General features: G+C 41.1%; 25 protein-coding genes. All 25 read right to left on the reverse strand.

Going from position 1 to position 20,467, the window contains the following annotated elements:
• Positions 1-160 precede the first annotated feature (160 nt).
• The 25 genes from rpsA to FTV37_RS04595 all read right to left on the reverse strand — a co-directional run bounded on the left by rpsA (position 161) and on the right by FTV37_RS04595 (position 20,416).
• Positions 161-1,840 (reverse strand): 30S ribosomal protein S1, encoded by a 1,680-nt coding sequence (gene rpsA / locus FTV37_RS04475; protein ID WP_168378903.1) that lies wholly within the window; start codon positions 1,838-1,840, stop codon positions 161-163.
• A 107-nt stretch (positions 1,841-1,947) separates the two neighbouring features.
• Complete coding sequence (gene cmk / locus FTV37_RS04480) at positions 1,948-2,631, reverse strand: (d)CMP kinase (protein ID WP_180063133.1); 684 nt, start codon at positions 2,629-2,631, stop codon at positions 1,948-1,950.
• A 17-nt stretch (positions 2,632-2,648) separates the two neighbouring features.
• Positions 2,649-3,080 carry an SRPBCC family protein gene (locus tag FTV37_RS04485; RefSeq protein WP_078188937.1) on the reverse strand — a complete coding sequence of 144 codons (432 nt, stop codon included), beginning with the start codon at positions 3,078-3,080 and terminating at the stop codon, positions 2,649-2,651.
• A gap of 26 nt (positions 3,081-3,106) precedes the next feature.
• Entirely contained in the window at positions 3,107-3,658 is a 552-nt protein-coding gene (gene tadA, locus FTV37_RS04490) for a tRNA adenosine(34) deaminase TadA (protein ID WP_078188939.1), read from the reverse strand.
• A 3-nt stretch (positions 3,659-3,661) separates the two neighbouring features.
• Positions 3,662-4,786 (reverse strand): enoyl-CoA hydratase/isomerase family protein, encoded by a 1,125-nt coding sequence (locus FTV37_RS04495; protein WP_180022533.1) that lies wholly within the window; start codon positions 4,784-4,786, stop codon positions 3,662-3,664.
• Positions 4,783-5,496, reverse strand: a complete 714-nt coding sequence (ung, locus tag FTV37_RS04500; RefSeq protein WP_180026951.1) for a uracil-DNA glycosylase — start codon at positions 5,494-5,496, stop codon at positions 4,783-4,785. Before ung ends, FTV37_RS04495 begins: the two co-directional genes overlap by 4 nt.
• A 36-nt stretch (positions 5,497-5,532) precedes the next feature.
• Positions 5,533-6,129, reverse strand: coding sequence for a 6-carboxytetrahydropterin synthase (locus FTV37_RS04505; RefSeq protein WP_180040238.1), 597 nt, complete (start codon positions 6,127-6,129; stop codon positions 5,533-5,535).
• Positions 6,130-6,259: 130 nt separating this feature from the next.
• Positions 6,260-7,207 carry a type II secretion system minor pseudopilin GspK gene (gene gspK / locus FTV37_RS04510; RefSeq protein ID WP_180059030.1) on the reverse strand — a complete coding sequence of 316 codons (948 nt, stop codon included), beginning with the start codon at positions 7,205-7,207 and terminating at the stop codon, positions 6,260-6,262.
• A 39-nt stretch (positions 7,208-7,246) separates the two neighbouring features.
• Entirely contained in the window at positions 7,247-7,876 is a 630-nt protein-coding gene (gspJ, locus tag FTV37_RS04515; RefSeq protein WP_180063178.1) for a type II secretion system minor pseudopilin GspJ, read from the reverse strand.
• A 46-nt stretch (positions 7,877-7,922) separates the two neighbouring features.
• Positions 7,923-8,315: a type II secretion system minor pseudopilin GspI gene (gspI, locus tag FTV37_RS04520; protein WP_180063134.1), complete on the reverse strand. Its 393-nt coding sequence runs from the start codon at positions 8,313-8,315 to the stop codon at positions 7,923-7,925.
• On the reverse strand, positions 8,305-8,862 hold the full coding sequence (locus FTV37_RS04525; protein WP_180059029.1) for a type II secretion system protein: 558 nt from the start codon (positions 8,860-8,862) through the stop codon (positions 8,305-8,307). The genes gspI and FTV37_RS04525 overlap by 11 nt, the downstream gene beginning before the upstream one ends.
• A 9-nt stretch (positions 8,863-8,871) precedes the next feature.
• Entirely contained in the window at positions 8,872-9,486 is a 615-nt protein-coding gene (locus FTV37_RS04530) for a TetR/AcrR family transcriptional regulator (protein WP_168378896.1), read from the reverse strand.
• A 42-nt stretch (positions 9,487-9,528) separates the two neighbouring features.
• A complete protein-coding gene (locus FTV37_RS04535; protein ID WP_180054571.1) occupies positions 9,529-10,302 on the reverse strand; it encodes a TatD family hydrolase in 774 nt (257 codons plus the stop codon).
• A gap of 31 nt (positions 10,303-10,333) precedes the next feature.
• Complete coding sequence (locus FTV37_RS04540; protein WP_180063135.1) at positions 10,334-10,675, reverse strand: PilZ domain-containing protein; 342 nt, start codon at positions 10,673-10,675, stop codon at positions 10,334-10,336.
• Positions 10,676-10,690: 15 nt separating this feature from the next.
• Positions 10,691-11,674, reverse strand: coding sequence for a DNA polymerase III subunit delta' (locus FTV37_RS04545; protein WP_180063136.1), 984 nt, complete (start codon positions 11,672-11,674; stop codon positions 10,691-10,693).
• A gap of 13 nt (positions 11,675-11,687) precedes the next feature.
• The gene (gene kdsB / locus FTV37_RS04550) at positions 11,688-12,449 is read right to left on the reverse strand and encodes a 3-deoxy-manno-octulosonate cytidylyltransferase (RefSeq protein ID WP_180007338.1); all 762 of its coding nucleotides are present in this window, start codon (positions 12,447-12,449) and stop codon (positions 11,688-11,690) included.
• A gap of 3 nt (positions 12,450-12,452) precedes the next feature.
• A complete protein-coding gene (lpxK, locus tag FTV37_RS04555; RefSeq protein WP_168378892.1) occupies positions 12,453-13,466 on the reverse strand; it encodes a tetraacyldisaccharide 4'-kinase in 1,014 nt (337 codons plus the stop codon).
• A gap of 3 nt (positions 13,467-13,469) precedes the next feature.
• On the reverse strand, positions 13,470-15,197 hold the full coding sequence (msbA, locus tag FTV37_RS04560; protein ID WP_168378891.1) for a lipid A export permease/ATP-binding protein MsbA: 1,728 nt from the start codon (positions 15,195-15,197) through the stop codon (positions 13,470-13,472).
• Complete coding sequence (locus FTV37_RS04565) at positions 15,197-15,619, reverse strand: biopolymer transporter ExbD (protein WP_168378890.1); 423 nt, start codon at positions 15,617-15,619, stop codon at positions 15,197-15,199. Before FTV37_RS04565 ends, msbA begins: the two co-directional genes overlap by 1 nt.
• A gap of 13 nt (positions 15,620-15,632) precedes the next feature.
• Positions 15,633-16,274 (reverse strand): MotA/TolQ/ExbB proton channel family protein, encoded by a 642-nt coding sequence (locus tag FTV37_RS04570; protein ID WP_078188956.1) that lies wholly within the window; start codon positions 16,272-16,274, stop codon positions 15,633-15,635.
• Between the two features lie 31 nt (positions 16,275-16,305).
• Complete coding sequence (locus FTV37_RS04575) at positions 16,306-17,193, reverse strand: ParB/RepB/Spo0J family partition protein (RefSeq protein WP_111885065.1); 888 nt, start codon at positions 17,191-17,193, stop codon at positions 16,306-16,308.
• The gene (locus FTV37_RS04580) at positions 17,190-17,972 is read right to left on the reverse strand and encodes a ParA family protein (protein ID WP_078188958.1); all 783 of its coding nucleotides are present in this window, start codon (positions 17,970-17,972) and stop codon (positions 17,190-17,192) included. Before FTV37_RS04580 ends, FTV37_RS04575 begins: the two co-directional genes overlap by 4 nt.
• A 24-nt stretch (positions 17,973-17,996) precedes the next feature.
• Positions 17,997-18,629 carry a 16S rRNA (guanine(527)-N(7))-methyltransferase RsmG gene (rsmG, locus tag FTV37_RS04585; protein ID WP_180003083.1) on the reverse strand — a complete coding sequence of 211 codons (633 nt, stop codon included), beginning with the start codon at positions 18,627-18,629 and terminating at the stop codon, positions 17,997-17,999.
• Positions 18,630-18,713: 84 nt separating this feature from the next.
• Entirely contained in the window at positions 18,714-19,403 is a 690-nt protein-coding gene (murU, locus tag FTV37_RS04590; protein ID WP_180063137.1) for an N-acetylmuramate alpha-1-phosphate uridylyltransferase MurU, read from the reverse strand.
• A complete protein-coding gene (locus FTV37_RS04595; RefSeq protein ID WP_180063138.1) occupies positions 19,403-20,416 on the reverse strand; it encodes an aminoglycoside phosphotransferase family protein in 1,014 nt (337 codons plus the stop codon). Before FTV37_RS04595 ends, murU begins: the two co-directional genes overlap by 1 nt.
• Positions 20,417-20,467 lie beyond the last annotated feature (51 nt).

Raw genomic sequence — 20,467 nt, forward strand, 5'->3', positions numbered from 1 at the left:
GCGACCTCTTTAATTATCAAGCTACCTAGGATCAGTTTCCCGATAATAACCTGTTTAAATACAAAACGGTAGCGTAATAATCACTTACTACGCTACCGTTACAGTAATTGTGTAAAAAATATTAATTAATTTACATTAACAATACAATTCAAACACTTACTTAGTGGTTCATTTGAGCTTTGATCAAATCACCAATAGTCTTAGGACCATTGTCTGAAGATGCTGTAGCTGTCTTGTTCAAGTTAGCTACTGCTTCTTTTTCTTCAGCTTCGTCTTTCGCTTTGATAGACAAGTTGATAGAACGTGATTTGCGGTCTACGTTGATGATTTTAGCTTCAACTTCTTGACCAACTTCAAGGAACTTAGTTGCATCTTCAACGCGGTCGCGGTTGATTTCAGATGCTTTAAGAGTCGCTTCAACTTCATCAGCTAACTTAACAGTAGCGCCTTTAGCGTCAACTGCAGTTACAGTACCTTTAACAAGCGCACCGCGTTCGTTAGCAGCTAAGAAATCGTTGAACGGATCGCTGTTCATTTGTTTGATGCCAAGGCTGATACGGTTGCCTTCAGCGTCTACTGAAAGGATAACCGCTTCAACTGTGTCACCTTTCTTGTAACGACGGATAGCTTCTTCGCCTTGTTCGTTCCAAGAAATGTCAGACAAGTGAACTAGACCATCGATACCGCCTGGTAAACCGATGAAGATACCGAAGTCAGTGATTGACTTGATCGTACCTGAAACTTTTTCACCTTTGTCGTGTTCTTTAGCAAACTCTTCCCATGGGTTAGCACGAGTTTGTTTGATACCAAGAGAAATACGACGACGCTCTTCATCAACTTCAAGAACCATAACGTCAACTTCGTCACCGATCTGAACAACTTTAGATGGGTGGATGTTTTTGTTAGTGTGGTCCATTTCTGAAACGTGTACTAAGCCTTCAACGCCTTCAGCGATTTCAGCGAAGCAACCGTAGTCAGTTAAGTTAGTTACACGAGCTTTAACGATAGAACCTTTAGGGTAACGGTTCATGATCGCTAACCATGGATCTTCGCCTAATTGTTTAAGGCCTAAAGATACGCGGTTACGTTCGCGGTCGAATTTAAGTACTTTAACAGTAACTTCTTGACCAACTTCAACAACTTCTGAAGGGTGCTTGATACGTTTCCAAGCCATGTCAGTGATGTGAAGAAGACCATCAATACCGCCAAGGTCAACGAACGCGCCGTAGTCAGTAAGATTTTTAATAGTACCAGTAACTGTTTGACCTTCTTCAAGCTGAGCAAGAAGAGCTTCACGGTCAGCTGAAGATTCAGCTTCCATAACAGCACGACGAGATACAACAACGTTGTTACGTTTAGCATCAAGTTTGATTACTTTAAATTCTAACTCTTTACCTTCTAAGTGAGTAGTATCACGAATAGGACGAGTATCAACTAAAGAACCTGGAAGGAACGCACGAACTGGACCGATGTCAACAGTGAAACCGCCTTTAACCTTACCAGAGATAACACCAGTAACGATTTCGCCGTCTTCAAAGATTTTTTCAAGTTTAGTCCAAGTTTCAGCACGTTTAGCTTTTTCACGTGATAAAACTGTTTGACCCATACCGTTGTCAAGAGCTTCAACAACTACGTCAACAGTGTCGCCAACTTGAACTTCAAGTTCACGTTGTTCATTTAAGAATTCAGCGCGGTCAACAATACCTTCTGATTTAAGGCCAGTGTCAACTGTTACCCAGTCAGAGTCGATATTTACTACAACGCCTTGGATGACAGCACCCTTTTCAACGTTGAGGTTTAATTCGCTTTCTTCAAAGAGGGCTGCAAAAGATTCGGTCATGATATACCTAGTAAAGTCAGCGGTCTTGGATCAGACAAGGCCGGTTTAATTAAGCGTCTACATAGTCCGTATAAGACTGATCAAGCTATGCTTCTGCTGAAAATTCTTTAGTTTGCTAATTGCTGATCGATGTAATTCGTCATCAGCGTGAATACTTCATCAATACTCAAACTTGAACTATCAATGAAATAAGCATCTGGCGCAGGCTTGAGTGGAGCGACTGTGCGTTCCATATCTCGCTTATCACGCGCTTCGATATTAGCTAAAATGTCGTTTATTTTAACATCCACGCCCATAGCCTGCAACTGATTTACACGGCGCTCCGCACGGGACTGAGCAGAAGCCGTTAAATAAATCTTGGCTTGGGCATTTGGAAAAATCGTAGTTGCCATATCACGGCCATCTGCAACCAAACCAGGTGCTTGAGCAAAGGCATGCTGACGTTCTAAAAGCACAGTTCTAAGTGCAGGAATTGCAGCAACTTTTGAAGCAAACTCTCCAACTCTCTCAGTACGGATAACTTTTGAGACATCTTCACCATCTAAAAGCACCGAAACACCTGCTTCATCTGTCACAAATTGTATGTCTAAATTTGTTGCAATTTTTACGCATTCATCGAGCTTTGAGTCTAATGCATCAATTAAGTCTTGCTTATGCAATGACAATCCCAACAGACGATATAACGCACCTGAGTCGAGTAAGTGGAACTGATAATGTGCCGCAATTTTTGCTGCCAATGTTCCTTTACCTGAGCCACTTGGGCCATCAATTGTAATGATTTGAACTGTCATTGCTCTTCCACTTTTGTTTATACGGTTTTTGCAAGTTTTGAAAAACCAATTTTAATCGCTGACTTCAGTTGCGCAAGGATTAATTGACTAACGAATGGCGCACGCGCCTGTAATTCAATCGTATAAGTGACTAAAGTACGCGCAGCATCAATCGCTTCGAATTGAATCACACCCAAATGATGTTTCACCAGTGGGTTTTTAATAATCTTATATTCAATGCGTTGGTTTGGCTCAAGCAAGGTAATTTGCTCTTGTAACGGCTTCACTGGCCCAAAGCCCATACGACGTACAGAACCCACACCATCAGGACGTTCAGGATCTGCAGAATCTTTGACGCGCACCACTTGAATCGGTGCAAAAGCCACGTTATAGGTCGAATGTTTTGAAAGTAAGTCAAAAACTTGCTCGACCGGTGCATTAAATTCTTTTTTTACTTGAATGGATTTCATGGTGTACCCTATTTTATTTGACAATATTAATTGTCAGTAGAGTTTACTTGATTTTTTAAATTAAGTTCAGTCAAAGTGGCTTTTTCCTGTAACTTCATCAGTCGTTTTTGTTCACGACGCATTTTAAAAAAATCACTTAATTGTTGGGAGCATTGCTCTTGTAGGCAACCATGCTCAAACTCAAAGATATGGTTATAGTAGCCTGAATTTAATAATTGACGCGAACTGACCAAAGAACCTGCTTTAGGCTCAGTCGTCGCAAATACCACACGTTTAATTCTCGAATGTACCAAAGCACCCACACACATTGTGCATGGCTCCAATGTTACATATAAGGTTGCATCATCGGGTAAACGGTAATTATCGATATTTAAACAAGCTTGACGCAAAGCTTGTACTTCCGCATGTGCGGTGGGATCTTTCAGAGAAATCGGCGCATTAAACCCTGCACCTATGACTTGATTTTGACTCACAATGACTGCGCCTACAGGAATTTCTTGCAATTCGGCAGCTTGTGCAGCCTGCTCGAAAGCAAGCTGCATCCAATGTTCATCACTATATAAGTTTGGTTCAGACATCAATTAATAAATTACACCATACTGTCTTAACAGTGCATTCCAACTGTCAATATTGGTTACAGGAGGCTCATCAGCCAGAATTCCTTTGAGGGAAAGATCTGTACCTTTTTTCCATTCTGGAGACAGGTCTTTATCGACTAGACGGGCGCGCACACCTTCAACAAAGTCCGCGTGACGAATTTTCCAATCCGAAATTTGGGTTTCTAGCTCAAACACTTCATTCCAAGAATGCACTTGCTTGCCCCACTGCCACAACAACCATGTTAATGCGGCGGTTGCAGGTGAACCTTTTTGTAGATTTTCACTGGCTTGGCGTAACCAATCACTGCGCGCATCACTTAAACCAATAATTGATTCATAGTCATGTTCAAAATTATGCCCACGGCACACACTTTGAATCACATCTAACGAGTTTTGTAATGGCCCCGGCCCCACAGGACGATGCATACTATTTAAAGTGTCATCAATGGCACGAAAATCGCCCGCTGGATAATGATCCCAATCAATATTAATGACAGTTTCAAGTACATTATCACGCTGAGCATCACAAATATGCGTTGCCCAGCCGATACCATAAGCACCTGCTGCGGTCATAATCGAGCCGGTTAACCCAGTAAACAAACCAATGGCGCCACGGTCAGCAAGGAAACGCGTCGCACCTACATCTGGATACAAACCAATATTAATCTCAGGCATTGCTAAACGTGAATAAGGTGTTACCAAGCGGAAAGGTGCAGCCATAAACAGACCTAAACCACCACCCATGACATAACCTTCGCCCCAAACCAAAATCGGCTTTGCATAGTTATGCAGCAGCAAATCTAGAGCATATTCTTGTTCAAAGAATTTATTCGCCGTTTCAACTTCATCATTGACCACCAATTGTCGCAATTTGCGTACGTCGCCACCTGCACAAAATGCTTTTGGCGTAGTGGAATCTAACCAAATCGCTTTTACTGCATCATCGTGTTGAAAGTCCTGAAAGACTTCAAGCAACGCTGTACAGATAGATTCATCTAATGCATGAAGCGATTTTGGGCGATTCAGGCGAACAATGCGCCAGCCATTTTTCGCTTCTTCAACAATCAGATCTGGGTGATAATTTTTTGAAACGGGAGAATAAGTCATGCGTCCAGCTGCCAGTCTATTGGCTCAATGCCATTTTGTTTAAGATAATTATTACTTTTTGAGAACACCTTACAACCAAAAAAACCACCGCGGTTTGCAGCCAAAGGTGATGGATGCGCGGCTTTTAGCACCAAGTGCTTATTTTGGTCAATGCGTTGTCCCTTACGCTGTGCATATGCCCCCCATAAAATAAAGACAATATGCTCACGTTGTTCATTTAAAACATCAATCACATGATCTGTAAAATCTTCCCAGCCACGTTTTTGATGTGAAGTTGGTTGCCCAGCCTCAACAGTCAGTACCGCATTTAAAAGCAAAACACCTTGTTCTGCCCAGCGTGTTAAGTCCCCATGTTTTGACACAGGCACCCCAAGGTCGGTATTTAACTCATGGAAAATATTACGTAAAGAAGGTGGTAATGCAACCCCCTTTTGTACCGAAAAACTCAAGCCATGTGCCTGATTTGGCCCATGATAAGGGTCTTGGCCTAAAATCACCACCTTTACATTCGCCATAGGCGTCGTATTTAAGGCATTAAAAATCAGCGGATTCGGAGGATAAATCACTTTATCCTGTTTCATTTGTTGTATCAGAAAGTCTTTTAACTCATCCATGCGGGGGCTAAGCAGAAACTCACTTAGACCATATTTCCAGCTAGCATCAAGCTGCACTTTAGCGAGTTTTGCTTGTTGCTCTTCTGTTAAAGACATCACTGTTAACCAATCCTAATAAAACCAAATATTTACTTAAATTTTAACTTGTAAATCAACTGCAGGGTTTAAAAATTTTTGACCCTGTTTTAATTTTTCATACATCTGGGTATCGTTCCATTCCGATTGAACCTGTTCGGAAAAGACGATTTGATCTAACTGCAAGAGCCCCATTTGTACATTATCGATATCTTCTAAAAAGCTTTGCGCATAGCCTGTGTCCGTCTCATGTACGATCACAGAATACACTTCAACATCACCCTCACCATTTTGAGTTTTTGTTGATTTTAGAACTTGTTGTGCCAAGTAAAAGAAGATCCGTGAAAACTGTTCTGCTGAAGGCGATACGGGTAGTTCAACCCACCGTGCGCTGAACTGTTTGCAGGCACGAATGTACTCGGCATCATCATGTTGCCAAAAACAAATCGCGTGATCAAAACTATCAAATAAGTCTTTAATTACCCCTTTGAGCAAACCGAAATCGTAAACCATTTGTCCATGGTCAAGTTTCGACGCTTTGAGTAATAATTCGACTTTATAACTGTGTCCATGAATGGAACGTTTGCAACGGTCTGACGTGCAATTACGCACGATATGCGCGTTTTCAAACTTAAATAACTTACGAATTAACATGTGTCGTAATGCAATCAAATAATCTATGGGTTCTTAGAGATTATAATGCAAAAGTCTAACAAGAGGCATTAATTTTGCTGTTCAGCACAATTGGGAAAAGGCATCATGAAAATTTAGCGATATTTAAGACCTAAAATGGTGCCATACTGCGAAAAGCCACATATACATCTTTATCTTTTCGCACTAACTCACTGGTAAATTGACGCTTTCTTTCATTTAAAATAATTTCAATTTGCGCTTTAAAATAGTTCGACTGCACACCCAATTGTGAATTTAAAACTTCCCTATTTTCTGTGCTCACCTGTGCAAATGGCTCCATTGCCCATAAATCATTGATATTTTCGAAATGTTCAAATTTGGCTGCTTTTTGTTGCAAAGCTTGTTCAACTGCATTGACATCTAAACGATCATCCAAGGTCGCTAACAAAAATGCAGGAGCGGTATTAATGTTTACCGTTGTTTCATGCGAAGGTAAGCTACTCACATAAGGCGCAATTAGTTTATATTGAGCACCGTCAAAACCACGGACTGATTTCAGCTCTTCCACACTATGGAATTTTGCATTTGGCGGTAGTGCCGCATTATTTAAACCACGATAATACGCCAGCTCTGCTCCCATTGGGCCAGAGGTCTCATCATCTTCATCTTGCCAGTCAATCACGGCTTGACTTAATTCTGCGGGTAAACCAACACGCTGCAATATTTTCTCAAACCATAATTTTGCTTTGTCATTTACCACACCCTCTTCTGAAACCAAACTATTGAGGTTAAATTTTCCAGATTCGTCTTGCAGCACACCTGCAACGGTTCCACCTTCCACTGGAAAGGCGGGCATAGGCTGAGCCCAATTTTCTTGGAGGTGATCCACCTGCCCTGCATTTTCGGCATCATTCACCAAAAGTTCAGCAAAAAATGCTTCGGCACTTTTCGCATATAACAACGATTGATTTTGGCGCATCACATAAGCGGTATTTTCAGAAGTATTGGCTTGTTGTTTTGCGATGCCTGCTGCAACTATGGTTGCCAAAGCTACCATCATCAGGATAGTTAACAAAGCGATGCCACGTTGCTGTTTCATAAGCAACTCCGAACTTCAAATGCCTCTACTACCTGACCGTTAACCATTCTTATTTTTATCCAATAAAAAATCAGTATTTAACAAACTGAATAACCATTCGTAGTTTGTCCCATCAACTGTGAGCTGCATCCTGATACCCCGCGGTAACAGTTGAATGGTTTTTTCATTATTCAAATCAGCGTCCGCATCTGGCCAATTCTCTAACTCATTTGGATTGAGTACCGTGATTTTAAATTGCTCTACATTATCCAGTAACACACTCGAATCTGGCTGATCATGCCCTGTTTGGTTTAGATTTTTAAACTTTAGCCGATACAATTTTTTTTCATCAGCTTTGTATTGATATTCCACTCGCTCATCAGGTGCAATACCCTGATTTAATGGGTCAGTGACACCAGTCTTACTGAAATTAAATCGGCCATTTTGCAACACCAGCGCTGGTTGAATATCTCCATTAATATTGGCAGTTAAAGGCACAGCTTGTACCGTGTCTCTGAGTATCTGCTGATGGGCATCTTGCAACTGACTGAGCCGTGCCTCATGGGTTGCGTTTCGTTCTTTCACTTTCGAGACATAATCAAAAACCTTCCAGCCCAATGCAGATAGTACTGCAAAAATGGCAATCGCAACCAAAAGTTCAACTAAGGTAAATCCTGCTTGATTCTTCATTCCTTGCTGCACAAGCACAGGCATATCTTGAGATGTACGTTTTTTTCTAGTTATTATTTTCATCCAACGGAGCCCTATAGTTAAAGAACACTAAACTACTAATCCCTGCTTCTACATCCCCAGTTTCAGCATTCATCAAACTCACTTGGATATCGATACGTTGTACATTTGGACTAATGGTGGCTTGGGCTTTTTTGTCAATTTGCCATTGTTCGCCTTGTTCAGTGACTTGTTTAGATGCAGTACCTGTCATCCATTCACGATTGATTTCCATCTTAGCGATTTCATTCAGCGCGACAAATTGTGCTTTATTTCTTAAAATTGCGTGTGCTGTCGACTGCGTATATTGCATCGCAACATTAGACAAAGCCATTGCCGCAGTAGCAAAAATCGCCAATGCCACCATGACTTCAAGTAGCGTAAACCCTTTAGCCCGCATTAACTTTCCCTAAATGATCGATTTCGATTTCATTACCAATGGGACGTTCTTCAAAATAAAACTGTATACGCACAGGCTTTACCTCACCATTACCCAACCAAATCAACTTGGGTGCATTGGTATTTAACAAATCATCATTATTAGCATTTTCATACTGTTGATCTAAAGGCTGAATCGTAAAAGAGACATTTTCAGGTAATACTCGGGTTTCAAAATCTTTATAGTTTTGCCATTTATTGTTCTGATTTAAAATACTATTTTCTACACGTTTTTGTTCTGGTAAATATTCTTGTACCGCATAGCTTTGCGTGTTGACATCCGTTCCAGCTTTTTGCTGTAAGGCCAATATCAAAGCTTGATCATTTGCATCACGTAATATTCGTTTCAGATCCATTACAAACACTTCGCGTGCTTGCATGGCTTTGCGTTGATCTGTCCCACCGATATTCAAAAGCACCAATGAGGCCATGATGCCCATAATCACAATCACCACCATCAATTCAACGAGGGTGAAGCCACGAACCGATGATGGTGATGCTATTTTCATAAACAGCCTTTAAGCGAATTGAGCAACCGCATGCACTTGTTTTGGTAAGGCCAAGGCTTGATCAATATAAGCAACCCGCAAGGTGTCTCTTGAACCCAAATAACGCTGATAAAAACTAGAGTTCAAAATTGCTGCAGCACCATGTGTAAGTGACCAAATTGAAGCAAGATAATCACGTACTGGCATACTACTTTGAATCGACTCCAAATAACGCTCAGTCATACGGATAATCAATCTTAGACGCTGTTTGCGCACTTGATAAAGTTCACTAAACAAGTGTTGAATACCCACACCCGTTGTCGATAAACGCTCTTCAATTTGATGAAACAACACTGTACGTTCTGGATGATGTAAGTGATGCAACATAAAGAAAGCAAGGTGTTCAGGAAAAGCTTTATCGGTGTCTTTAATCATTTCCAATAACATGCGTTCATTACGAATAATGAGCAACATATATAGTTCATCTTTACTTTGAAAATGTTTATATAACGTCCCTTTTGCCAAGTCGAGTTCTGCCGCTAGCGCATCTAGTGTCATCCCTGCTTCGCCATTTTCCAATAGCAGCTGCTCTGCCACTTGGAAAATTAATGCCTCTCTTGCTCTAAACTGAGCTTGACGATCCATCTTCACCCTATACTCTCTTACTCTTATATCAATTCAAATTATTTACTTAAGATTGAGGAGATTTTCAAAGTTTTGCATTGTAATGAAAGCCATCTCTTCAATTGACTTATCATATACATCACTTAAGGCTTTGGCTACATAAGGAACGTATTTTGGTTCATTAGACTTTCCTCTATAGGGCATCGGTGCAAGGTATGGACTATCAGTTTCAATCAGCACTCGATCCAATGGTACTTGCTTGGCCACATCACGCAAATCTTGTGCATTTTTAAAAGAAACAATGCCTGAAAATGACACGTAATATCCACAATCTAAGACAGCTTTTGCCGTTTCCCAATCTTCAGTAAAACAATGCAAAATACCGTGAGTAGATTTCTCTGCACGGATAATATCCACCGTATCATGCTTTGCAGAACGGGTATGTACAACCACCGGTTTTTTTACGGCTTGCGATGCGTGAATATGACGGGCAAAGCATTCTTTTTGCTCTGCAATAAAGTCTGTACTATGAAAATAGTCCAGCCCTGTTTCACCAATCGCCCAAACCTTTTCAGCTTGTGCTAATTCAATGAGATATTCTTCTGTTGCCCGAGCCATCGTTGCAGGATCTTCACATGGGTGTACCCCAACGGAATAACCTACATCGGCATGACGTGCAGCAATTTTTGAAAGTTCGATATGGTCATCTAGATCAACCGAGATACTCATAAATTTTGAGACCCCGGCTTGACGAGCCTGATCCAATGCAAGATCTAAATTACCCTCATAAGGGCTTAAGTCAAGCATGGTTAAATGGCAATGGGTATCTACAAACACAATATGTACCTACAAGTCTTCACTGTTGTAACTACATAGTGTAACTTCTACGCCCCTCAGATTTAAGCCCTGCAAGTAAACGTTCTGCTTCTGTTTTGAAATAAACGCCTTTTTCGCCGCTTAATTGAATTCCAAAGCCTTGTGGTTTAATGCCATTTTGCTTTTGCGAAATCCAAATCACTTTCCCTGTCAAAGGAATTTTTATACTTTGTTCAGGCAAAGTCGCCAATAAGAAAACCTCTTCACCCATTTTCACAGCTTGCTTTGATGGTACAAATAAACCGCCACCAACGACATAAGGCATGTAGCTCGCAAAAAGTGTTTCCACATCTGGAATATTAGCGTGAACGATCCCGCCCATACGTGGTTGCATGATGTTTCCCCTTAATTAAACATTCATCAGTTTGATGCAAAGCTCATCTACGACCAGATTCCCCTGTACGTTCTGCTCGATGAACCGCTTAGACTGCTGTAATTCTGTATAAATCCCAAAGAGTGTTTCGAGCGAATATTGCTCTGCCAACACCCCAAAATCCAAATCTATATTTTTTATGGATTGATTTAGCTTGACACAAATTATATCGGACAACAAGTATTCAAACATTTGACTAAAATCACTAAAACTCAGTGCTTTATTCCACTTGCTCGCAATTGCCATCGGCATGTTTTTTTGTGTCACAAGTTTTTGCCAATCTTGTAGAAACTCTTGGCGCATATTTAGCCATTCACTACTTGCCAATGAAATCGCTTGTAATGGCATTTGACTGGCTAAGTTCATGAGAACTTTGCGCTGGGTTTCACCACTATCGGGCAAATGCTGCTGTAAATATTGCTGTGATTGTTCGGGTTCAATACGATCCAAGGCATAGTGCTGCATTCGACTACGAATAGTTGCCGGCAATTTCAAATAATGCTCTGCCAACAACATAATCACAATGCGTTCGCCCGGCTCTTCCAGTGTTTTCAGCAACGCATTTGATGATGCAATGTTTAATGCTTCAGCAGGCTCAATCAACACAACTCGCCAACCGTCTACGGTTTGCTGTACAAAAGGCAATAAATCACGAATTTTCTCGATTTTAATTTTGGCGTTTTGCTTTTTATTGTCTTCATCTGTACTGATATGGACAAAATTTGGATGTGTATCTGACTTTAACCACTGGCAACTCCCGCACTCACCACACGGCTCAGTTCGCTCATCACGTTTTTGACACAGCACCCATGCAAGAAATTGTTTTGCAAATGCCTCTTTACCACAGCCTTTTTTGCCATACAAAAGCACGCCATGTCCCAATTGTGGAAAACGGCTGGTTAATGTATTCCATGTATTTTTCTGCCAAGGGTACACTTGCGCCACAATTTCATTTTGCATAAATCGTTTAACCTTATTCGAAGTTCGAAACATCCATTTGGTTCAAACGATCAAGGTCAGCTTGAGTATCTACGCCCGGTGGAAGGTTCGCTTCTGCCACAGCAATGGCAATACGGTGACCATTTTCCAAAACGCGTAATTGTTCAAGGCTTTCTAATTTTTCCAGCACACCCATATCCCAAGTGACATATTCTTGTAGGAGTTTTACGCGGTATGCATATAGGCCTAAATGACGATAAGCCTGATCATGCAAGGTTTGTTCAGCTTGCTTTGCACCATCACGGTCATAAGGAATAGTCGCACGGCTGAAATACAGCGCTTGATTGTGCTTTGACATCACCACTTTGACGATACTGTCACGTTGAAACTCATCTAGACTATGAATCGGCTCACAGAGCGTCGACATCGAACATGTCGGTTGATCAACAAGTAATTGTGCAACTTGTTTTACCAATTGAGCGGGAAGCAAAGGTTCATCACCTTGCACATTGACAATAATGTCATCACTCGCCCAACCTTTGATGCATGCAACTTCACTTAAACGATCTGTCCCTGATGGATGCTCTGCAGAGGTCAGTACCACATCAACCCCTTCTGCACGACACACTGCTGCAATACGCTCATCATCTGTAGCGACACAAAGATCATCGAATCCTGCAACTTTTTTGGCTTGATCGACCACACGTAAAATCATCGGACGACCATGAATTTCAAGTAAAGGCTTACCCGGTAAACGTGAACTTGAAAAACGTGCAGGAATAACAATATGTTTCATAAATTAAATGCCTTCGGGAAGTTTCAGACCCAGTTTTTTCAACTGCGCATGCAAAGTTTCATAACACGCAGGTGACAACACTGCATCTACAGGAACAACCCATATTTCTCTTTTAAAATCTGGATTATTTTTGAGGATCGCTAAAATTTTAACTGCATCTTTTTCAGTGGTAATGATGGGATTGGCATCTTCAAATTGCAAATCACTCAGTTCATATTCATAATGATCTGGGAATTCATGACATTGAAATTGATGAATCCCCATGTTTTCTAGGGTTTTATAAAATCGTTGCGGAAAACCGATACCCACTACGGCATAAAAATCTTTATTTGCATCAAATGTCGTCACAAGATCTTTATTGAGCAAATAAGGCTGCGCCGCTTCTAGGTGCATATTCAGTGGAGAACTTGGATCTGCTGAATGCTCAATGACCGTTCCACTGGCAAGGCGCTTTTTCGGTTCACGCAAATAACCTTCAGGTAATAATTTTTCATTGCCTAAACCACGGTTATTATCCAGTACGATCCACTCCAACTGGCGTTGAAGCGCCCAATGCTGCAAACCATCATCACAGATAATCAAATCCAATTCATGCTTAGATAGCAGCAACTCAATACTTTGTTGGCGATTTGGACCGACCGCCATCGGCACACCTGTAGACTGAACGATTAAGCTCGGTTCATCACCCACGATTTCAGCCGTCGAATCTAAATCCACATAGGCCGGAAATGGTCCTTGACCACCATAGCCACGACTGATCACACCAACACGCAGCTTTAAGCTATTTAAATAACTAACCAAGTGAATGAGCAAAGGGGTTTTACCACTTCCACCGACTGTGATGTTACCAATGACCATGACTGGAATGGGCGCTTTATAGCTTTGCTTTATACCTGATTGATAGAGTTTTTTATTGAGTAAAAAGCCGCCACGATAAAGCCATGACAAAGGTCTAAACACAACGAGCCACTTTGCCTGTTCATTCCAAGCATCCTGAATCAATTGTGTAAAAGACATGACTTAATTTTCCTCAAAATTACGCTGATGAAGTTGGTAATATGCACCACGTTGTGCCATCAATTCCGTATGAGAACCTTGTTCAATAATACGCCCTTTATCCATCACTACAATACAGTCTGCATTTTCAATGGTCGATAAACGATGCGCAATCACGATCGTGGTACGATCTTGCATCGCAGCGTCAAATGCTTGCTGAATAAAAAATTCAGATTCGTTATCTAGTGCACTGGTCGCTTCATCTAAAATTAAAATCGGTGCATTTTTCAAAATCGCACGCGCAATTGCAATCCGTTGACGTTGACCACCAGACAGATTTAAACCTTGGGCACCCAACGGCGTGTCATAACCTTGCGGTAAATCCATAATAAAATCATGTGCAAATGCAGCTTTAGCAGCAGCAATGACTTGTTCATCTGTTGCATGCTCGAGCTGTCCATAAGCAATATTTTCACGCACAGTACGGTTAAACAAAACCACTTGCTGATTGACCATCGAAATCTGAGTACGCAAGCTATTGAGTTCTATGTCGTGAATATCATGCTGATCAAGCAACAACTGTCCTGACGACACCTCTTGGTAACGCACCAAAAGATTGACCAGTGAGGTTTTACCTGCACCTGAACGCCCAACCAATGCAACGGTTTGCCCTGCATTGATTTTTAAATTGAAGTCATGAATCGCATGGTGACCATCAGCATAGATCAAATTAACATTTTTAAATTCGACATCGCCTTTCAAAGCAGGCTTCAGCGTGCCGTTATTTACTTCTTCAGGCATATCAAGCAATTCAAAAACTGAATAAGCTGCTGCCATGCCTCGTTGTAGTTTTTCGTTGACATCCGTCAAGGTTTTAATTGGCTTACTCAGCATACCTGCGGCAGTGATATACGCTACAAACTCACCCGCTGTTGTATCTTGTAAAATCTCAGGGCGTAGCGCGATATACATCACGATACTGAGCGCGATCGACATAATCAGCTGAACAATTGGGCTATTGAGTTGTTGCACCACAACCATTTTTAAGCCGCGGCGTAAGTTCTCCATTGAGCTTTCATAAAAACGTTTTTGTTCATAATCTTGCCCTGCAAAGCCCTTAACCACTAGGTTGCCTTGCACTGTCTCTTGCACCACATGGTTAACATCACCCATGGTACTTTGCACTTGCATGGATAATTTACGCATGCGCTTGGATGCTTTACGGATAATCAGCCCAATAATTGGACCAAAAATCAAAATACACAGAGTTAAACGCCAGTTGGTATAGAGCAAATAACCCAATAATGCGATGGTAATCAGACCCTGTTGTACAATCGTTTTCAGTGACTCAGATGATGCTGCCGTCAACTGTTCAACGTTATACATAATTTTTGCAGTGATATGACCGCTCGAATTATCTAAATAATATTGCGAAGGCAAACGCATGAGTTTTGCGAACACTTGCTGACGAATATTAAAGATTAAGTTTCGAGAAATCACTGCGGTAAAATATCCCCCCATGAACAAACCGAGTCCACGGAAGAACATCAATAAAACCACCAAGAGTGGAAATAAGGTTGTAAAGCTTTGATCTTTGTTTTGAATGGCTTCAATAATGCGTTCCAATAATTTTGCGACAGAAACTTCTGTCGCAGCATTAATACCGAAACCAAGCAAAACCAGCAGGCCGATTCCCCAAAAAGGTTTTAAATAACTTAATAGGCGTAAATAGACCTTAAAATCGTGCTTCACTAATAACCTCGAGTTGGAACTTTAGTACTGATGTTGACATTCACAAATCCAAGTTGACCTGCAACATCCATCACCCGAATCACATCTTGATGTGTTGCTTTTGCATCTGCGGCAATCACAAACATTAAATCACGACGATCATTGGCTGTCTGTTTAATTGCAGTATTCAAATCAGAAACTTCTTTACTGGCCAATGACTGACCATTGACAGAATAATGTCCTGTTGAATCCACCACAACTTCAATTTTTTGATCATAGTTTTTAGGTGGAACACCTTGTGCATCTGGCAAAGTGAGGTTCATTCGACTCATCTGATTAAAGGTAGTCGAGAGCAACAAGAACACCAAAATAAACATCAAACAGTCAATCATCGGTGTGAGGTTGATATGAATATCTTCAACCTGACGACGTTTAAATTTCATGCGCAGTCTCCACTCAGCTGGCTTTCTGAATGTCCTGACTTTCTACTTCAGGTGTTTTTTTATAAAACAAAGCGGCATGAAACAATGTCGACTGCTGTTCTAACTCAGCCACATATTCCTGAACCAAACGTTGGAAATAGCGATGCGCAAATAATGCAGGCACAGCAATTAACATACCAGCCGCAGTGGTGATCAATGCTTTAGAAATACCCGGCATCATCAACACTGGATCACTATTGGTACCAATATCAATCATTAAGAATGCTTCAATGATACCGATCACCGTACCCAACAAACCTAGTAACGGTGCAACAGCGCTTAAGGTGCCCAAAAAGTTGATATTTTTTTCTAAATAACCAATTTCTTGTGACGCTGTGACTTCCATTTGCGCACGTGCATATTGCTCGTTTTGATCTTTACTAGCGTAACCTGCGCCCAATACACGACCCAATGTACTTTGCTGTAAAGTTGGACTTTGCTTTAGCTGCTGCACCACATCTTTCACCGATGTGTTTACATTCATCATCAAGTCTTTTGGCAACACCATTGATTTCTTTAAACGAATAAAGCGCTCAATGGTAATGGCTACCGTAAAGATCGAACAAATGACGAGCGGGATCATTAACCACCCGCCCGCTTTGACTAATTCCCACATTTGATTTTCCCCAATAAATCGAATTTAAAAATTATTCAGCTAGACAAATATTTAAAATGCCATCTAGCTCTTCAAGAGTATGGTAGCTAATCACCAGCTTGCCTTTCCCTTGTTTATTATGATCAATTTTCACGTCTGCACTGAAACGATCAGAGAGACGTTGTGTCAGTTGTTGAATGTCTGATGAAACAATTGGTTTAGCTTTTTGTTGTTTTGGTGCATTCAAATCACGAACAAATTGTTCGGTTTGACGTACAGACATACTTTTTTCAATCACCATTTCAGCAACTTTAAGCTGATCTTTGGCTTTTAACGTCAAGATCGCACGTGCATGCCCCATATCGAGCAAACCTTGCTGCATAAAGTCTTTGACTTGATCCGCTAAAGACAAGAGGCGTAGCAAGTTACTAATCGTGGTACGTGCTTTACCAACCGTATCGGCAATCTCTTGATGACTTAAACCAAATTCGTCATGGAAGCGTTGTAAAGCCATGGCTTGATCGATTGGGTTCAAATCTTGACGTTGAATGTTTTCAATCAACGCCAAGGCAATTGCCACTTGGTCACTCAAGTCACGAACAATGGCTGGAACTTCGGTTAAACCTGCAAGCTGAGCCGCACGCCAACGACGCTCACCTGCAATAATTTCGTAGGGATGCTTTTCATCTTCGACAGGACGAATGACGATTGGTTGCATGACACCATGCTTTTCAATCGATGCAGCAAGTTCTTGTAAATCTTGTTCTTTAATGAAACGACGCGGTTGATACTCGCCGCGTTTCAATAAATGCACATCAATTTGTTTTAACTGTCCATGATCTAAAGCTTTTGCTTCGAGCTGTAGTTTTTCTTTTTGGATTGAGCCGAGTAAGGCATCCAGACCACGACCTTTAGCCAGTCCGCGTTTTTTTACGGTCATGCTTTAGTTCCTTTTTTTACTTTGGTTTTTTTTAACATCTCAGCTGCCAAGTTCAAATAAGCAACTGCACCCTTCGAGCTTTTTTCAAAATAAATTACTGGTAAACCGTGCGCAGGCGCTTCAGCCAAACGAATATTTCGCGGAATGACCGTGTCATAAAGTTTCTGACCGAAGTATTGTTCAAGCTCAGCAGACACATCACGTGTTAAGGCATTACGCGCATCGTACATGGTACGAAGCACACCCACGATCTCTAGATCTGGGTTTAAAGCTTGCTGAATACGGTCAATGGTTTGGGTTAAGTCAGCCAAACCTTCCAATGCATAATATTCACACTGCATTGGAATCAGCACCGCACGTACCGCTGCAAGTGCATTGACAGTGATCAAACTTAAACTTGGCGCACAATCGACAATAATATAGTCGAAGTCTTTTTCAACACTTGCCAACGCTTCACGCAAAATAAACTCACGACCGTCTTGATCCGCAATCGCCAGTTCAACACCGGCCAAGTCACGGTTTGCACCTAAAACTTTATAGCCCACTTCCGCTTTATATATGGCGGTTTCAATCGGCACTTCGCCGAGTAAGACATCTGTGACTGAATACAGCAAATCATTTTTTTGAATGCCCGAACCCATCGTGGCATTGCCTTGTGAATCCATGTCCACAAGTAAAACTCGTTTTTTTAATATGGCTAAAGATGCAGCCAAGTTCACAGCAGTTGTGGTTTTACCTACGCCACCCTTTTGGTTTGCAATCGCAATAATTTGAGCCATGGTAACCCCAGTCCTTTGAAAATTTTAAATACGTTTAAGAAAAATTAAATGACGCTGCTCATCAAGTCGTGGAACTTTTAATGCAACGATATCAATCTTGAAATCACTTTTTAGTGTTTCAACTTCTTCTTCAGGAATTAAGCCTTTCATCGACGCGATAATACTTTGCGCATGCATATACGGTTTAGACGCATCCACAAAATCCGTTAACGATGCAAAAGCACGACTGGTAATCACATCAAACTGCCCCAGTTCATTAATGCTGTCTTCATTTTCGACACGTGTTTGTACCGCAATGACATTTTTTAGTTTTAAGTCAGCAATAAATTGTTTTAAGAATCGAATTTTTTTACCGTTGGCATCTAAAAGCACACATTCACGTTCAGGCTGACACAGTGCAATGATCATGCCCGGCATGCCACCACCCGTACCGATATCCAATAAACGACCTGCAGGCAAATCATTTAGGATACTTAAGCTATCCAATAAATGCTTAACCAACATTTCTTTAGGATCACGAATAGCAGTCAAGTTATACGCTTTGTTCCACAGCACTAGGGCATCTTGGTATTTCAGCAATAGATTTAATGCTTCTTCACTCAAATCTAAGCCAAGCTTTTGACTACCTTGCTTTAAGTCTTGAAAAAAAGGATGCATAAAGAAGACATCTCAATAAAAATTAACTGAAGTATACCGATTTCTAAGCCGTGGAACAGTAGCTAACGCTTAGCGAATATGCACTTAATCGTACATGCCTTGGCGAATCTGTAGATCTAGATCACTTAAACGCTCAGGTGTGCCAACATCAACCCACGCAGTTTGCATTTTCTCTGCAGAAATTTTTCCATCCAACATAGCCTGTTTCAATAAAGGTGCGAGCGAACGCTTACCAGCTTCCAATCCATTAAACATGTTTGGATGTATAACTGCGATCCCGCTATAGGTGAGTGCCTCGCCTGTATGTTCTTGCTCAAAGGTATAACTACGCCCTGCATCCAAGATAAAATCACCCTTTGGATGTTGCGTTGGGTTAGTCACATAGACCAAGTGTGCCAAGTCATCTTTTAGCTCAACATTGAGCAAGGCTGAAAAATCGTAGGTCGTCCAAACGTCACCATTGACTAAAATAAACGGTTCTGTTCCAAGCAAAGGTAAGGCATTAATAATACCACCGGCTGTTTCCAAGCCTTCTGCTTCACGTGTCCAGCGAATATCCACACCAAACTGCGAGCCATCGCCCAAAGTACCAATCAATATATCTGCAAGCCATGCAGAATTGATGATGATTTCAGTTACGCCAATTTTTTTTAGCTTTTCTATATGCCAAACAATCAGTGGTTTTCCACCCACTTCAAGCAACGGCTTTGGCTTATACAATGTTAAAGGGCGCATCCGATTTCCGAGACCCGCCGCTAAAATCATGGCTTTCATTATGCAACAACCTCATAAGTGCCGTATTTGGCTTCAAATTTCGGCAATACTTTAGCCTGAATAAATTGCATAAAAGGTTGTAATTCTGCATACGGTTTACTTTCTTCAAGTAAATACCACATCACACGCGGCAAATCTTTGAGATAACCTGACTTACCATCACGCTCAAATAAGCGCACAAAAATACCTAAAATTTTGATATGACGTTGAATCGCCATGAGGTCTGCGTCTTGTTTGAATTGCTCAAAGCTACGACCTTCTTTTGCCGATGCAGGTAGCAAATCATAGAATGTTTTAAACCATGCATAAACGCGATCTGCATTCCACTGCACATAAGCATCACGTGTAATAGAAATCAAATCATAAGTATCTGCACCAATCACAGCATCTTGGAAATCAATCACGCCCTGATCTTGCTCACCATCTAGTACCATCAAATTACGGCTATGAAAATCACGATGCACAATCACTTGAGGCTGAGCCAATGCAGCATTGGCTAAGATAGCAAAGGTACGTTTAATGAGTGCCGATTCTTCTGCAGTTGGTTGTACCTGTAAAGATGGCAACAACCAATCCGTTAACAGCTCCATTTCAGAAATCAGCTTTTCATAGGCGTATGCAGGAAAATGAGCAGTACCATCAATTGACTGTAATTGAATCAACTGTTTAAAACTTTGAGCATAATGTGCGTCTACTGTTTGATCATTCAACAACGTGGACAATAAAACATCACCAAAATCTTCTAACAATAAGAAGCCTTGATCGAGGTCTTTGGCCATGATATGTGGTACACGCACGCCATGTGCATCAAAAAATTCATCAATCGACACAAAAGGACCACAATCTTCTTTTTCTGGTGGTGCATCCATGAGCATAAATGTTTTATTATTCAATTTGATTCGTGCATAACGACGGAAGCTTGCATCGCCTGCTAAGAAGTTAATTTCAAATTGATCTGAACCGAGTACAGATGAAATCCATGTTTGTATCAATTGTTCACGTTGTGTATTCATTTGCGATAAATTCTAATACAGGCTGAGTTTTTAAAGTGCTAAGTGTAGCTA

Origin of the sequence: Acinetobacter sp. YH16042 (assembly GCF_013417245.1) — a bacterium.
Taxonomy (GTDB): domain Bacteria; phylum Pseudomonadota; class Gammaproteobacteria; order Pseudomonadales; family Moraxellaceae; genus Acinetobacter; species Acinetobacter amyesii.